13 protein-coding genes are annotated in these 15,217 nt (G+C 63.9%); 5 read left to right on the forward strand and 8 right to left on the reverse strand.

Going from position 1 to position 15,217, the window contains the following annotated elements:
• Positions 1-94: 94 nt before the first annotated feature.
• From ACR64R_RS15890 to ACR64R_RS15910, 5 genes are all read left to right on the forward strand, one after another.
• Positions 95-1,042, forward strand: a complete 948-nt coding sequence (locus ACR64R_RS15890; RefSeq protein ID WP_487357292.1) for a substrate-binding domain-containing protein — start codon at positions 95-97, stop codon at positions 1,040-1,042.
• A gap of 139 nt (positions 1,043-1,181) precedes the next feature.
• Positions 1,182-2,039, forward strand: a complete 858-nt coding sequence (locus ACR64R_RS15895) for a DeoR/GlpR family DNA-binding transcription regulator (protein WP_487357293.1) — start codon at positions 1,182-1,184, stop codon at positions 2,037-2,039.
• A gap of 77 nt (positions 2,040-2,116) precedes the next feature.
• Positions 2,117-3,643 (forward strand): FGGY-family carbohydrate kinase, encoded by a 1,527-nt coding sequence (locus ACR64R_RS15900; RefSeq protein WP_487357294.1) that lies wholly within the window; start codon positions 2,117-2,119, stop codon positions 3,641-3,643.
• Entirely contained in the window at positions 3,640-4,407 is a 768-nt protein-coding gene (locus ACR64R_RS15905; protein WP_487357295.1) for a DeoR/GlpR family DNA-binding transcription regulator, read from the forward strand. Before ACR64R_RS15900 ends, ACR64R_RS15905 begins: the two co-directional genes overlap by 4 nt.
• The gene (locus ACR64R_RS15910; protein ID WP_487357296.1) at positions 4,404-6,068 is read left to right on the forward strand and encodes a glycerol-3-phosphate dehydrogenase/oxidase; all 1,665 of its coding nucleotides are present in this window, start codon (positions 4,404-4,406) and stop codon (positions 6,066-6,068) included. The genes ACR64R_RS15905 and ACR64R_RS15910 overlap by 4 nt, the downstream gene beginning before the upstream one ends.
• 883 nt (positions 6,069-6,951) lie before the next feature.
• On the opposite strand, the gene alc is transcribed toward ACR64R_RS15910, so the two are convergent.
• The 8 genes from alc to ppaT form a co-directional block, all read right to left on the reverse strand.
• Positions 6,952-8,184 (reverse strand): allantoicase, encoded by a 1,233-nt coding sequence (gene alc, locus ACR64R_RS15915; protein WP_487357297.1) that lies wholly within the window; start codon positions 8,182-8,184, stop codon positions 6,952-6,954.
• Positions 8,181-8,960, reverse strand: coding sequence for an aspartate/glutamate racemase family protein (locus ACR64R_RS15920; protein ID WP_487357298.1), 780 nt, complete (start codon positions 8,958-8,960; stop codon positions 8,181-8,183). The genes alc and ACR64R_RS15920 overlap by 4 nt, the downstream gene beginning before the upstream one ends.
• A 1-nt stretch (position 8,961) precedes the next feature.
• Positions 8,962-9,486, reverse strand: a complete 525-nt coding sequence (locus tag ACR64R_RS15925) for an amidohydrolase family protein (protein ID WP_487357299.1) — start codon at positions 9,484-9,486, stop codon at positions 8,962-8,964.
• Positions 9,464-10,345 (reverse strand): amidohydrolase family protein, encoded by an 882-nt coding sequence (locus tag ACR64R_RS15930; RefSeq protein WP_487357300.1) that lies wholly within the window; start codon positions 10,343-10,345, stop codon positions 9,464-9,466. Before ACR64R_RS15930 ends, ACR64R_RS15925 begins: the two co-directional genes overlap by 23 nt.
• 92 nt (positions 10,346-10,437) lie before the next feature.
• A complete protein-coding gene (locus tag ACR64R_RS15935) occupies positions 10,438-11,892 on the reverse strand; it encodes a purine-cytosine permease family protein (RefSeq protein ID WP_487357301.1) in 1,455 nt (484 codons plus the stop codon).
• A gap of 155 nt (positions 11,893-12,047) precedes the next feature.
• Positions 12,048-13,004, reverse strand: a complete 957-nt coding sequence (locus tag ACR64R_RS15940; protein WP_487357302.1) for a LysR family transcriptional regulator — start codon at positions 13,002-13,004, stop codon at positions 12,048-12,050.
• 235 nt (positions 13,005-13,239) lie between these two features.
• Positions 13,240-13,986 (reverse strand): pyridoxal 4-dehydrogenase, SDR-type, encoded by a 747-nt coding sequence (gene pldH / locus ACR64R_RS15945; RefSeq protein WP_487357303.1) that lies wholly within the window; start codon positions 13,984-13,986, stop codon positions 13,240-13,242.
• Between the two features lie 38 nt (positions 13,987-14,024).
• Positions 14,025-15,203, reverse strand: coding sequence for a pyridoxamine--pyruvate transaminase (gene ppaT, locus ACR64R_RS15950; RefSeq protein ID WP_487357304.1), 1,179 nt, complete (start codon positions 15,201-15,203; stop codon positions 14,025-14,027).
• Positions 15,204-15,217: the final 14 nt, after the last annotated feature.

Consider the following 15,217-nt stretch of genomic DNA (forward strand, 5'->3'; position numbering starts at 1 on the left):
CTCCGGGACGCAAGGAGACCGACCGGAAAAGAAGGCCGAGACAAATCGGCAACCGCAATATGCAACCGCAATCTTTACAAAGGGAGTGAGAGAAATGATCAACAAAACCAGAAGGATGCTCTTGGTCGCGGCCGCGGCGCTGCCGCTGATGGCAAGCCATGCCTGGGCGGCGGGCCTGATCAGCATCATCGTGACCGATCCGGCTAATCCCTATTGGCTCACCGAGGGTCAGGTCGCCAAGGCCACGGCCGAGAAGCTTGGCTACACCGCCAACGTCAGCGCCCACAAGGGCGACACCAATACCGAAAGCACGATGATCGACACCGCCATCACCAACAAATCGGTGGCGATCATCCTCGACCCGGCCAATGCCGACGGTTCGATCGGCGCGGTCAAGAAGGCAATCGCCGCCAACATCCCGGTCTTCCTGGTCAACGCCGAGATCAACCAGGATGGTCTCGCCAAGGCACAGCTGGTCTCCAACAACGCCCAGGGCGCCGCACTCGGCGCGCAACAGTGGGTCGAAGCGATCGGCGACAAGGGCAACTACGTCGAACTGTTCGGAAACCCGGCCGACAACAATGCGGCAACGCGCTCGAACGGCTATGAGACCGTGCTTGGCCAGTACCCGGACCTCAAGAAGGCCGGCAAGGAGGTGGCCAATTGGGATCGCACCCAGGGCTACCAGAAAATGCAATCGCTGCTGCAGGCCCATCCCGACATCGTAGGTGTCATCTCGGGCAACGACGAGATGGCCCTGGGCGCCATTGCGGCGCTGAAGGAAGCGGGCAAGCTTAGCCAGGTGAAGGTCGGTGGATTTGACGGCTCGCCGGACGCGGTCGCCGCCGTCAAGGCGGGCGAAATGCAATACACCGTGCTGCAGCCCGTCGCCGTGTTCTCGGCCGAGGCCGTGAAGCAGGCCGATAAGTTCATCAAGACAGGGTCGACAGGCGTATCCTCCGAGAAGCAGCTCTTTGATTGTGCCCTGATCACCAAGGACAATGTCGACAAATACACTGGGCCGTTCACGCTTTCCCAGTAGACTTCGGGGGGCGCGCACGATGCGCGCGCCCTCTTCCTGCCGCGCAAGATGCATTCGATGCGCAAAACACTGCTCGCCCTTAAGGCACCGCTTGCCATCGGCGCCAAATATGCGAATGGCATCGGCAGGAGAGGCTTAGATGAAAGATCGCGAGATTCGGCCCGAGCAGGCGTTGAAGAACCTTGCCTGGGATCAGGTACCCGCCGACAGCCGCCACGCGCGCCAGCTTGCACGCCGCCAGATGATGGCCGAGGCCGTCCTGGCCGAGGGCACGATGCGCATCGAGGACCTCACCGAACGCTTCGGCATCAGCCTGATGACCGCGCATCGCGACCTTGACGAACTGGTCGGTAAGGGTTTGCTGCGCAAGACGCGCGGCATCGTCTCGGCGGCCCCCACCAGCCTCATCGAATCTAGCGACGTCTACCGCTCGTCGCGCCAGGCTACCGAGAAGCGCGCTATAGCGCAGGCTGCGGCGGATTTCCTCGAACCCGGTCAAGCCGTGTTCTTCGACGATTCCACCACGGTCCTGCAGCTCGTGCCGTATCTCGCGGCGCGCGTGCCGCTGACGGCGATCACCAATTCCATCACGCTGATGAATGAGCTGAAGGGCATTCGAGACCTGACGCTACTTGGGCTTGGCGGCCAGTTCTACAACTGGTGCAATGCCTTCATGGGACCGGTCACGATCACCGAGATCCGGCGGCTGAGAGCCGATTGCGTGTTCATGTCGATGTCGGCCATTACCGACGGCATGGTGTTTCACCAGTCGCCGGAAATGGTCGAAACCAAGCGCGCCATGTTCGACAGCGCCGCCACGCGAATCCTGCTGGCTGACCACACCAAGTTCGAGCGCCGCGCATTGCACGCCATGTGCGCGCTTGGTGAGTTCGACGTGATCGTCGTCGACGAGGGAACCCCGCCCAGGCAGATCGAGACGATGAAGGCAGAAGGCACGAGGGTCGTCGTCGCTCCTGTGCGGCAAGACGAATTGTAACAATCATTGATGTTAACTTAACATCATGCTATGTGAATTTCCCAGAAGATGCACGCGATGTGCATGGCGAGGAGCGGATGCCCTGTCTGCTGGGAATCGATAGTGGTCTGACCGTCACCAAGGCCGTGATCTTCGATGAGACCGGCACGCCGCTGGCCGTGGCGCGCCGCCGGCTGGCGCAGATCATGTCCGAGCCGCACCATGTAGAGCGCGACATGAACGGGCTTTGGCGGGCTACCGCCGATGCGATCGCGCAAGTGGTGTCGGAGTGTGGCCGGCCGGCCTCCGATATCGCCGCCGTCGCGGTCACTGCCCATGGTGACGGGCTCTACATGGTCGATCGCACCCTCGAGCCGCTCGGGTACGGCATCCTGTCACTTGATAGCCGGGCCGGAGACATCGCGGACCGGTGGCAGACCGATGGGACGGCCGCGAAGGCTTTATCGCGGACCGGCCAGACGCCACATGCCTCGGCGCCGTCTTCGCTTCTGGCCTGGATACGCGAGCGCGAGCCGGAGCGCTTTGCCCATATCGGCCACGTGCTTGCCTGCAAGGACTGGCTGCGCTTTTGCCTGACGGGCAGCCTGGGCACCGATCTCACCGAGGCGAGCACCTCGTTCACAGAGGTCGATACGCAAGCCTACGCGCCGGATATCCTCTCGATCTTCGGCTTAGGAGCGCTCGGCGATGCACTGCCGCCGGTCGCGCGGCCCGACGAGATCGTCGGCGCCGTCACGGCGAAAGCGGCCCGGTCTACCGGACTTGTCTCGGGCACGCCGGTCGTGGCCGGCCTGCATGATGTAACTGCCTCGGCGCTCGGCATCGGCGGCTACGGCGAAGGTGTGATCGCCGTCGTTGCCGGCACCTATTCAATCAATGAGACGGTATCCGCCGCACCGCGCATCGACGCCCGCTGGTTCTGTCGCAACGGACTGAGCCCAGGCGAGTGGAACAACATGTCGATCTCGCCGGCATCGGCGGCAAACTACGACTGGTTCCTCGACACGCTATGCGGCTCCGAGCGGGCGGCGGCGGAAGCCGACGGGCGATCGATCCACGCCGTCGTCGGTCCGGAAATCGAGGCAGCGCTGGCGCGACCGTCTACACTGCTATTCCACCCTTATCTGTTCGGCTCGCCGCATGGCCCAGGTGCTAGCGCCAGCTTTCTCGGGCTGCGCGGCTGGCACGACAGGGGCGACATGTTACGAGCGGTGATCGAAGGCATCGCCTTCAACCATCGCGTTCACGTCGATGCGCTGCGCGAAGGTTTTGCCGCGAGGGAGGTGCGGCTGACCGGCGGCATTTCGCGCAATTCCGTCTTCGCGCAGATATTTGCCGATGTGCTCGGCATGCCGATTACGGTGACCAAAACTGAGGAGGCCGCAGCATGGGGCGCGGCACTGTGCGCCGGAGCCGGCATCGGCCTGTTTGCCTCAGCACGTCATGATCCGCGCGAACTCGCCGCGCTTGGCCGTACCTACCGGCCCGACCCCGTGCGCAGCGCCGGCATGGACAAGCGCTACCGGCTGCACTGTGACATCGCCAACCGTCTCGCCGGCGCCTGGCCGTCGATCGAAGCGCTCGCGCAAACGGGGGAACCATGAACACGGACAATCGCCGCCAGGACATTGCCGAATATGTCATTCAGCACGGCGAGGCACGAATCGACGAGCTTGTCGCGACATTCGGCGTCTCACGCATGACGATCCATCGCCACGTCGACGAACTGGCGCGCCAGGGGGTGCTGCGCAAGCTGCACGGCGCAGTCAGCGCACAGCCGTCCGGCATCTACGAAAGCCTTTTCCGCTTCCGCGAAACGCATGCGACCGCCGCCAAGCATGCGCTCGCCCGGGCGGCCGTGGCCGAGATCGAACCCGGGCAGGTTGTGCTTTTCGACGATTCGACCACCGCCAACGCGGTCGGCCCGTTCCTGCCGCAGATGGCACCGTTGACAATTGTCACCAATAGCCTGTCCCTGGCGGAACAGCTGGTCGACAAGGAGGACCTGAAGCTTATCCTGCTCGGCGGCGAATACCATCCGACCTACAACGCCTTTATCGGCCACATCTGCGAGAGCGCCCTGCAGAAGATCAGGGTGAACCTTCTGATCTGCTCCGCTTCGGCGATCGACAAAACCGCCACGCTGATCCAGGATCCGCAGGTGGTGCGGGTCAAGCAGGCGATGGCCGCGGCGGCCGCGCGCACCATCCTGCTGATCGATTCCTCCAAGTTCGGCAAGGTAGCGCTGCATCTTTTCGCAGACCTCACCGACTTCGATCTCGTGCTCTGTGACGACGGTCTTCCCGATGAGATTGCCGGCAGCCTGAGGGCGGCCGGGGTCAATCTCAAGATCGTGCCGGTGCAATGACCGGGGCGTCACGGGACGTCGATGTCCTGATCCTCGGCGCCGGCATCAATGGCGCCGGTCTGTTTCGCGATCTGTGCGAACAGGGCCTCAGCGTCGCGATCGTCGACAAGGCGGATTTCGGTTCCGGCACCAGCGCCGCGCCGTCGCGGCTCATCCATGGCGGCATCAAGTATTTGGAGACGGGCGAGTTGGGCCTCGTCGCGCAGTCGACGCTGGAACGTAACCTTCTGCTGCGCAATGCGCCGCATGCCGTGCGACCGCTGCCGACCGTCATCCCGATCTTTTCGTGGCTGACGGGCATCGGAGCGGCGCTCCGGACCCTTTTCGGCAGCATGACCGCACCGCGCAGCCGCGGCGCTCTGCTGATCAAGATCGGTCTCGCCATGTACGACTTCTATGGCGCCCGCCACCGCGTCATGCCAAGGCATGCGCTGTGGTCGAGGGCGCGGGCGTTGACCGAGATACCGCCGTTGACGCCACGCATCGTGGCGGCCGGTACCTATTACGATGCCACCGTCCGTCATCCCGAACGACTGGTGCTAGAGCTTCTTCAGGACGGCATAAGGGCTAGCGCTCAATCCGAGGCTCTCAACTACGTGCAATTGCTTGGCCGCGACGACAGCATCGTGCGTTTCGCCCTGCCGGAGGGCGGCGAGCTAAGCTTCCGGCCGCGCATCGTCGTCAACGCGACAGGGCCTTGGATCGATCCCGTGAACGCGGCGCTTGGCGCGCCGTCACGACTGGTTGGCGGCACCAAGGGGTCGCACGTCCTGCTTGACCATCCCGAACTGTTGCGGGCTCTGAAAGGCCGCATGATCTATTTCGAGGCCAATGACGGCCGCATCTGCCTGGTGTTCGACTATCTCGGCCGGGCGCTGGTCGGCTCGACAGATATCCGCGCCGACGACCCCGAAACGGTGCGCTGCGAGGAGGACGAGATCGAATACTTCCTGGCGAGCCTGCGCGACCTTCTGCCCGGTCTTGCCTTCGGCCGCGAGCAGATCATCTATGCCTATTCCGGCATCCGCCCGCTGCCGGCGTCGGACGGCACTGCGCCGGGTCTCATCAGCCGTGACCACTCGGCACCGGTCATGGAACCCGAGGGCAACCGGAACTGGCCGATCATTTCATTGGTGGGCGGCAAGTGGACCACCTTCCGCGGTTTCGCGGAAGAGGTAGCGGACACATTGCTGTCCAGGCTTGGCCAGCCCAGGCGGGTGAGCACGCAAAACCTCGCCATCGGCGGCGGCCGCGATTTTCCGGCCGATGCGGCTGCGCGTGCGCGCTGGATCTCCGCAGTGACAGCCGAAACAGGAACATCGCCAGCTCGCGCTGAAGTACTGCTCGACCGCTATGGCACGACCGCCCATGTCATTCTAGCGCACGAAGCCAAACGGCAGGCGGAACCGCTTGCCGGCTCGTTGGAATATACGCAGGCGGAAATCGATTGGTTGGCGCGCAACGAACGCGTCGTCCACCTGGCAGACATTGTCATGCGACGAACAGCGCTGGCGATCACGGGCCGGCTCAATCGCAGCAACCTCGAACAAATTGCCGACATCGCAGCTGCCGCGCTGACGTGGAATGCCGAACGGCGTCAGAAGGAGCTCGAAGCGACTTCAAAGGAACTCATGGAGCGGCACCGATTTCGTTTTGAATAGCCGAGATCCCATGACGGTCGATGGCTGAGCCAAGTCTGACAGACCGCGCTTAATTGTCCAACTAGCTAGAGCAGTCAGGGCGAGACGAAAGATCTGCCGCTCGGCGGCGTACTCGGACGGGGCTGATCTCAGGCACAACCCGTGCAACCGCCGTCTAACGTTCGTTACCGCGGGGTCCGCTTTCAGCTATCGGCAGAGCCTGCCTCGAAGGCCGATTTTGGGATCAAAGCTGCCGTTCGCGTCATGGAGACGGCGTCGGCATCGGGTCAGATTTGTCCTTGCCCTCTGGTCTTTGCAACACAGATATAGGTCATCACGCCCAACACCGTAGAAGGTATCTCGGGTTTTCCGAGTGGGGGGAAAGGCGGTAGCGCTCTCCCGCTACCACTTCACACCCACGATCGTGTCCAACGGCCGTCCCATAGCGGCTTCTTATTGAGCGGGCTTTTCCAGTATGCCGTGAGGTGGGGAACGCGGCTCCGCCAATGAGAGCGGCAAATTTGCCCTTGACCTCGATTTCGAAGCCTTTGCGCGCAGGTTTTGGGTGAACGGCAACGTCGGTAACAGGCTCTCGGAAGTTTCGGGTGAGCGGGCCGCGATCATCTGGGGCGTTCACGTGGCCCGCCAACGTCTTTGTCCGCTGCAAACACGGGATCTCGCAAGCAACTACTGATACGAGGCCAAGTTTGGCGGCATCGACGGTTCCAACGCGCTACCCAGCTATCCCACCTCCAAGGGCGACACTCCAGGAACGCCGGTCGGTGGCTGCCTCCGTGGATACGGAACGGACCGCAACTACCCGCGCTTTGCGAATTGCCCGAAACGAAACTGCAGTGCCGCGAACATCAATCGCCGCAGCGCTTTAAAGCCACCGACGAACCCGTCAGCTCTCATTGAATCGTCCCTCTAGCATTGTCCACAGGCCGGATAGATCCGCGCTGTGAAAGGAACCCCCGATCTCCCCATTGAGTGGTCGCGCAGCAATCACCTGTTCCGCGAGGTCGCCTGAGACAGCCCGCTCCGCGAGTACCTGCCTGGCCTGCCCTGTCGGCAGCGCGTCGAACCAGCGATAACCAGCGGCGCGCCGGGCGGCGGGGTCGACCTTGCCCCACAGCCGCACCCGCGAGATGCCCCCATCGGGATAGGCATCGAGCCTCACGTAGGAAACCGGCTCGCTCGTTTCTGCCACGCGAAAGACATGGCGCGTGTCCGGCTGCAATGGCCGGCGCGAAAGCAGCGGCATCCAGCCGTTGTCTCCGGTCAGTGCCTCCCCCGTCCCGGAAAGCGCGACCTCCGCCGAAGCGTTGTACTTGAAATGCGCTGTGTCGATCTCGACCAGGCTGACACGGCCCGGCAGCGCCAGGCGGATGATGGCATGGTCATTGCCGTCATCACGACGGCGGCGCGTTTCCCACCCGTCTCCCATGTTGCGTGCCTTGTCGGGACGGTTGAGCATCGCGGCAGAGGTGTAGAAGCCGTCGCTGCTGGTCACCACCTGGCCGCCATGATCCTGGCTGGCGAGGTCGATGGTGAGCCCGTCGAATATTCGCGGGTCCGGCACGACACGGCCATAGACGCGCAGCCTCGCGATGCCGCCGTCCGGAAAGGCCGACAGACGCACATGGGTGAAGCGGCGGCGGTCAGAGACGTCGAAGCGGTTGTGCGCGTCGCCCTTGAGCGGCGAACGCGGCACGATCTCGATCCATTCGGTCTCGGTCGATTGCAGGGCCTTGGGCCCAGGATAGCCTTCGATGCCGCAGGCCTCGATGCGGCACGTGGTCGGGAAATTGCCGGTGAAGAAGGAGGTATCGACATCGATGCTGGTAATCATGCCGGCGGCGCCCAGCCGGACCAATGCCCAATCGTGTCCGGGTTCGCGCCGACGCTTGGTCTCCCAGCCGTCGACGATCTCGCCGCGCGGCCCGTAATTGCCGGGGACGAACGCAGAGGGCGTCGGCGTGAGCAGGCTCTCTTTTTCGCCGAAGGATTCGTCGCTCGCGGCCAGCACGCTGCCGCCCAGCCAGCGCGAGGCAAGATCGACCTCGGCTGCGAAATCCTCCTTCAACTCGGGCATGGCGTAAGCCTCATGTGCCGAGGCTTTCTCGATCATGTTCATCGCCGGCCTCCCGCGCGCAACGCCAGCCCCGCCGGGCGCTGGCTCAAGCCCAGCGCCTGCGATAACGGCCAACCGTCGATGCGCTTCGCGTCCGGCTTTGCGTAGGTCGAGACCTTGCTGGTCTTGAGGCCCAGGCCGACGACCGCCTCGGCCAGGCGCACCGCCGCGGCCACGCCGTCGATAACGGGCACGCCAAGTTCGGATGTGATCGCCTCCTCCAAGCCGGCCATGCCTGCGCAGCCCAGACAGATCACTTCGGCATGATCCTGTTCGACGGCCTTGCGCGCTTCCTCAACGATGGACCGCATCGCGCCGGCGGGATCCTGATCGACCTCCAGCGTGGTCATGCCGTTGGCGCGCACCGAGGCGCAGCGGTCGGCAAGGCCGGACAGCCGCAGCCGATCCTCGATCGGCGGCACCGAGCGCTGCAAGGTTGTGACGACCGAATAGCTGCGGCCGATCATCATCGCGATGTGGGCGGAAGCCTCGCAGATCTCGATGACCGGCTCCTCGATCAGTTCCTGCAGCCCATCGCGGCCATGCTCGCCGAAGCCGGCCAGGACCACGGCATCGAACGGTTCGTCATGGGCGAGCACGCGGTCCATCACGGCGACTGCCGAGATGTAGCTCTCGAAGTTGCAGTCCACCGCTTCGGGGCCGAAGAAGGGCGTCAGCGTGACGATGTCGGTTCCAGGCGATGCTGCGGTCTTGGCGGCCGTGTCGATGACATCGGACATCGACAGGCTGGTGTTGACGTTGACGACCAGGATTTTCATCTCAGGCACTCCTTCTCAATTCTTGCATCAGGCTTGTTCTTCCGGCCTGCGCTCTTCTGTCGATCAGTTCGCCCATCGGGCGGCCGAAGAGGTCGATGCGCCGGCCGCGGAGGTATGTTTCCTGCACCACGCCGCTCAGCGTCCTGCCGGCATAAGGGGTGATCGGATGGCGATGGTGGAGGCTGGCCGCATCGACGATGAATTCGGCATCGGGTGAAAACAATGCGAAGTCGGCATCGCAACCGGTCGCGATGCGCCCCTTGTGCGCCAGCCCGGCGAGCGCGGCCGGACGCTCCGCCATCCAGCGGACGACGTCGGGCAGCGAATGGCCGCGCTTGCGCGCCTCGCTCCAGGTCACCGGCAGCCCGAGCTGCAGCGAGGAAATGCCGCCCCAGGCGGCGCCGAAATCGCCGGAGACCAGCTCCTTCATTTCAGGCGTGCAGGGCGAATGGTCCGAGACGATCATGCTGATCGTGCCCTCCCCGACGCCATCCCAGAGTCTTTCACGATTGACGGTTTCGCGCACAGGTGGGCCGACCTTGGCGGCGGTCTCGCCGTCGGCGATCTCCTCGGCGCAAAGCGCAAGATAGTGCGGGCAGGTCCTCGACGCTGAGCCTGACGCCGTCGGCGATTGCGGAAGCGATCATCGGCAGCGCGTCGGCGCTTGAGAGATGAAGGATATGCGCGCGCGCGCCGCTGGCGCGGGCTGCCTCGATCACATGGGCGATCGCCTGGTCCTCGATGCCTTTGGGGCGCGAGGCGAGATAGTCGGCATAATGGCGGGTGTGTACCTCCGCCATTGCGGCCATCGCTTCGGCGCTCTCCGCGTGGACGATGAAGAGCGAGCCGAGACCGGCGACAACATCCATCACCTTGCGCATATGTCCGGGTGTGATGCCCGGAAAATCGTCGGTGCCGGTGTCGCAGAGGAAGGACTTGAAGCCGAACACGCCGGCGGCATGCAACTTCGGCAGGTCTTCGAGGTTCGACGGAATGGCGCCGCCCCAGAAGCCGACATCGACATGGCACTGGCCGTCGGCGGCCTCCCGCTTTGCGGCAAGTGCCTCGAGCGTCACGGTGGTCGGTACGCTGTCCAGCGGCATGTCGACCAGCGTCGTGATGCCGCCGGCCGCCGCCGCGCGGGTTGCTGTCAGAAAGCCTTCCCATTCGGTGTTGCCGGGTTCGCAGATATGGACATGGCTGTCGACGAGGCCCGGCAGCAGCACGGTATCGGCATCGAGCGTGACGGTTTCCCGGGCTTTGGCGGGAGCGCCGAGCGCGGCGACACGGGCGATCTTGCCGCCGACGACGCCGACGGATACGGCGCGCTCGCCTTCCGGCAGGATTGCGCGCGGCGCGCGGATGAGGAGATCGAGGGATGTCATGGTAATTCCTCCCGTGCGGTCTGCCGCAACGGACACAGTGGGGCTTGGATATCGGTCCGGAGACTGGCTGCAGCCTCCGGACCGCCTGTGCTTCAGATGCGGGCGAAGCCAAGCAGGGCCTGCACGTCGGCCCGCTTGCGGACCAGCGTCACGCCGATGAGGTAGACGACCGCGCCGGTCAGCCAGGCCTGAAGGGCCGGGAAGCCGATATAGGCGCTGTTGATCGCCGGGATGAGGCCCGCGGTGTAGACGCCGACCACCGTACCGGCGGCCAAGGCTATGACGCCCGGCCAGTTGGCGATGCCGAGCTCGCCCCAGTTGGCGACGCGGTACATTGGCCGCTTGATGCCGAATAGCCAGGGCAGCAGGAAAAGGTCGATCGCCATGATTGTGCTTGCGACCGGCACCGTGGTCGAGCCGATGCTGGTGACGAGGTTGAACGTATCCTGCAAGTTAGGCAGGTAGAAGGTGAGCACGGCCGCAATCAGGCCAAGGCCGACGACGGTATACTGGCGCTTCCAGCCGCGAATGCCGGAGAGAACGTTCTGCGCGCCGTTGACTGCGATGTAGAGGTTGCCGTCCTGCACCGCCCACTGGTTGATGACGATGACTGCGATGCCCAGCAGCGCGCTGCCGAACATGGTGAAGTTGACGAAGTAGCTGATGCTCGGGCCAAAGTCGGGCTGGTTGGAGAGCGCCGCGATCATGTAGCCCATGATCGGGAAGAGCAGCGCGCCGACCACATATGAGATGACGATGGTTGGAATATTCCACCAGGAGGCGCGACCGACCTTTGCGTAGCGGAAGAAGTCCGGCTCGTTGCCCCAGGTGGACAGACCGACCATCGAGCCGATCACCATGATCATCGCGGTCTTGTTGTCGACATGGGGCACTGCGGCCAGCACATCGTGCGAGACGGTGGTGAAGGCGAGGATGGTGGCGAAGATGCCCCAGATCAGAATAACCGGCACGGCGACGAACTGGGCGAAGCGCTGCACGCCCTCGAAACCGAAATAGGTGTTGACGATCATCACTATCGCCAATAGCGCGGTGATGGCGCCGACCGCCGGCACCGTCATCAGGCCGCCGGCGATATCGATGATGAACTTCACCGTGAACAGGTAGAAGGCCATGCCGTTGACGACCAGAAGCAGCGAGACGAGACCGCTGCCGATGGTGCCGAAAATGCTGCGCGCCATCACCGAATGGGTCTGGCCGGTGGCGGCGCCGGCATTTGCCGAGCCGATGCAATATAGACTCATGACGGCCGCGGCGATCAGCATCGCCAAAGTCAATTCGGAAAGCGTCAGCCCCTGGAAGCGCGCGCCATAGCCGACCAGCACGGTGCCGAACACCGCCTGCATCGATAGGAACTGCGCCAGCATGCGGAAGTTGGAGCGCCGCTTTGCCTGCGGCACCACGGATTCGGTATAGTCGGCGATGTCCGCCTCGGTGACGGATAGGATGGTTTCTACGCTGTCGGCAATCGTCGGCTGCGAGTCGCCCGGCAACGGCTGCCGGGGCGAAGTCGGTGTCTGCAAGGTCATCTCAATATCCCCTTTGCGAGGTGTTCCCCTGGTCGATATGCCCGCCCGTCTTGCCTTACGGCAGCATCAACGGGACCGATGCAATATCGCCATGCTTGACCATGAAACTCCGAGCTACTCCCTTCAACGCCCAAAGATCGAACGTTAAGCATTAATCAGATCAATGCACTCCCTTCCCGAGGCTGCGTCTTCTCGACAATTTCGGCGATGAAAAGGTCACGCGCGATATGTGTCGGGCTTTGCGGGTCGGTGACGATGAAGATGTCGTTGCGAGGGACCTCGGTACCGGCGATCAGCGGCCACAGCCGCCCGGCCTCGACATCGGTTTGCGCGTAGCCTTCCGGCAGGAAGCAGAGACCGACGCCGAGGATCGCCAGACGCTTGGCCTCCTCGAGATGATCGGACATGCCGGCGATGTTGCGGCCAAAGCCATGTTCGAGCCGGAATTGGGTTAGCTCGTCGCCCTCGTCGGCGCCGGTCAGCACGAAGGCTTCCCTGGCCAGATCGCCCGGATTGGCGATGCTCTTGCCAAAGAGCTTGTGCGGCCTTCCGCAATAGGGCCGGTGGATCTCGGTGAAGAGATGGAGGTAGGCGAGTTCGGCGCGCTTTACCCGCGAAGGCGAGATGCCGACGTCGATCTTGTGTTGGATGAGGGAGTTGACCACTTCGGTCCAGGCCGCGACTTCAACGATCAGCTCGACAGCCGGATATTTGGCATGGAAGGCGGCGATCGCCTCATCGAGCGCCGGCGCGACAAGGTTGGAGACCAGCATCACCCGCAAATGTCCATGTATCTCGGACTTGACGTCCGAGAGCTTTGCCGGGATTTCACGGATTGCGCCGGCGAACTCCCGGCAACGCTCGGCAAGGATGCGGCCCTCCTCCGTCAACTCGAAGCCGGTCGGGCCACGATGGCAAAGCGTGACACCAAGCCTTTCCTCGAGGCGCCGCAACGCGAGGCTGAGCGCCGGTTGCTTTCGGTTCAATTCCTGCGCCGCCCGGGTCACCGAACGGGCGCTGGCGATCTCATGGAAGAATTTCAGCAGGTTCCAGTCGAGAGTCCTGGCGAATTGCGGTCCGCGAACCGCCTGATCCGATTGTCTGCGCCCCATGCACGCTCCCGAAACCACTTCGCCGGCCGCTCATCGCGGCAAGGCTCGGCAAGTTAAGCCGATATTTTCGGAGCCGGCAAAGCCATTTGTCCCCGCGCCGCCAGGACAGGGGGACATCGCCTTCTAGCTAGGCGCGGCCGGCGCGCGCGGCGCCGTCCTCGGTATTCTTGTTGGATCGCGCGGATGAGTACGTGACTTCTTCCGCCGGGCCGTGGCTGTCGATCTGACGACTTCCCTAATGCCTGACCATCCCGGCGTCCACATTCAGCGTCTGGCCGGTGATCCAGCGTGCGTCCTCGCTCGCCAGGAACGATACGACATCAGCGATGTGTTCTGGCTGGCCCTTGCCTTTCACCGCTTGCAGCATCTCGACGAAGCCGAACGCCTCGTTGTGCGGGCTTGCCTTGACGCCGTCGCTCTCGATCAGGCCGGGCGTCACCGCATTCGCCGTGATGTTATACTTGCCAAGCTCCGTGGCCAGCGCCCGCGTGAAACCGATGACACCGCCCTTGGCAGCGACATAGGCCGCCATATTGGGCGTGCCGGCGAAGAAGGTGTTGGAGGCGATGCTGATCACCCGCCCCGCCTTGTTCGCCGCCCGCATCTGGTCGGTGGCCGCGCGGGTCACGATGAAGGTGCCCGTCAGGTTGACGTCGATGATCTTGCGCCAATGGTCGAGATCGACATCGTCCCAGGCGATAAACGGCACGATGCTGGCGTTGTTGACCAGGATATCGACGCCGCCGGTCAGTGCCTGGATTTCAGCGAAAAGCGCTTTGACGGATGCCGGGTCGGAGATGTCGGCGGCGACAGCCTTCGCTTTGCCGCCGATCGACGCGGCGGCGGCCTTGGCGCCCTCGGCGTTGACGTCGCTGACGATGACGGTCGCGCCGTCGGCGGCAAGCCTCGCCGCGATCGCCTTGCCGATACCCTGCGCCGCGCCTGTCACCAGGGCGGTCTTTCCCGCAAGCCGTCCAGTCATGAAATGTCTCCCTTGGTCCGTGATCCGATGATGTCTGTTCAGGCGTCGGCGTCGATGACGGCCAGCGCCGCATCGATGCCTTTGCCGATTGCCAGTTTCTGGCCGGCCGCGTTCATGGCGCCGCCAAGCGCCGTCAGCGCCGCGATCGCATAGATCGGCTGCGCGGTCGGCCCCATATGGCCGATGCGCGTCAGCTTCCCAAGCGTTTCGCCGCGACCCGATGAAAACACCACGCCATAGCGGGCGCGCGCGGCCTGGCGAAGCGCCTTCTCGTCAACGCCTACCGGGGTGCGGACCGCGGTCGTGGTTGGCGACGCGATCCTGTCGCTCGCCGCCCAGATGGACAAGCCCATCGCCGCGACGCCCGCGCGCATGGCCCTGGCTGTAAGCGCGTGGCGCGCCCAAACCGCCTCCGGCCCCTCGTTGAGGTAGAGATCGAGTGCGACATCGAGCCCGTTGATCTCCGAGACCGACGGCGTGAACGGAAATGGCTTGTCGCTCGACCAGGCGTCTTCCCAGTCGACGATACTCAGCATCGATGCGCGCGGCGCCAGGGGATTGGCCTTCATCTTGGCCCAGGCCCGCTCGCTGACGCCCATCATGGTGAGGCCGGGAGGGGCGCCCAGGCATTTGTTGGGGCCGGTCACATAGATATCGGCCTTGCAATCCTCGGGATGCGTCTTCATGCCGCCGAAGGAGGAGACGGCGTCGACGATGAAGTAGGCGCCATGCGCCGAGACCAGCGCGCCGATGGCATCGATCGGGTTGATGGTGCCGGACGGCGTGTCGTGGTGACAGACGGAAACGACGGTGATTTCCGGATGCGCCTCAAGCATTGCCGCGACCGCCTGCGGGTCGATCGCCTCATTGTAGGGCACTTCGATTTCGAGCAGATGCGGCGAATAGCGTTTCGCCCAATAGCCGAACCCCTTGCCGTAAACGCCGGAGGCAAGGTTGAGCACCACGTCGTCGGGCGCGATCAGGGACGCCGCCGCGGCCTCGAGGCCCAGCACCGGCTCACCATGCAGAATGACCGGCTTGTTCGACAGCCGCATCGCCTTCTGCGCCTTGTTGGCCACCTTTTCATAGAAGAGCTGGAACGCCGGGTCGTAGTCGTAGAGCACCGTGCGGCCGAGGCCCCGCAGCACTTCGGCATAGGCGTTGACTGGCCCCGCGGTCAGGGTGATGACCGGGTCGGCATGATCGGAATAGCGCATGGGGGTGGTCTCCG

It is taken from the genome of Mesorhizobium sp. MC2-1-1 (assembly GCF_057597255.1).

Excerpts from the sequence above, each read along its gene's own strand:
- ACR64R_RS15905 (WP_487357295.1), top strand. The coding sequence starts at position 3,640 with ATGAACACGGACAATCGCCGCCAGGACATTGCCGAATATGTCATTCAG.
- ACR64R_RS15910 (WP_487357296.1), top strand. The coding sequence starts at position 4,404 with ATGACCGGGGCGTCACGGGACGTCGATGTCCTGATCCTCGGCGCCGGC.
- ACR64R_RS15895 (WP_487357293.1), top strand. The coding sequence starts at position 1,182 with ATGAAAGATCGCGAGATTCGGCCCGAGCAGGCGTTGAAGAACCTTGCC.
- ACR64R_RS15920 (WP_487357298.1), bottom strand. The coding sequence starts at position 8,960 with ATGAAAATCCTGGTCGTCAACGTCAACACCAGCCTGTCGATGTCCGAT.
- ACR64R_RS15930 (WP_487357300.1), bottom strand. The coding sequence starts at position 10,345 with ATGACATCCCTCGATCTCCTCATCCGCGCGCCGCGCGCAATCCTGCCG.
- pldH (WP_487357303.1), bottom strand. The coding sequence starts at position 13,986 with ATGACTGGACGGCTTGCGGGAAAGACCGCCCTGGTGACAGGCGCGGCG.
- ppaT (WP_487357304.1), bottom strand. The coding sequence starts at position 15,203 with ATGCGCTATTCCGATCATGCCGACCCGGTCATCACCCTGACCGCGGGG.
- ACR64R_RS15935 (WP_487357301.1), bottom strand. The coding sequence starts at position 11,892 with ATGACCTTGCAGACACCGACTTCGCCCCGGCAGCCGTTGCCGGGCGAC.
- ACR64R_RS15940 (WP_487357302.1), bottom strand. The coding sequence starts at position 13,004 with ATGGGGCGCAGACAATCGGATCAGGCGGTTCGCGGACCGCAATTCGCC.
- ACR64R_RS15890 (WP_487357292.1), top strand. The coding sequence starts at position 95 with ATGATCAACAAAACCAGAAGGATGCTCTTGGTCGCGGCCGCGGCGCTG.
- ACR64R_RS15900 (WP_487357294.1), top strand. The coding sequence starts at position 2,117 with ATGCCCTGTCTGCTGGGAATCGATAGTGGTCTGACCGTCACCAAGGCC.
- alc (WP_487357297.1), bottom strand. The coding sequence starts at position 8,184 with ATGAACATGATCGAGAAAGCCTCGGCACATGAGGCTTACGCCATGCCC.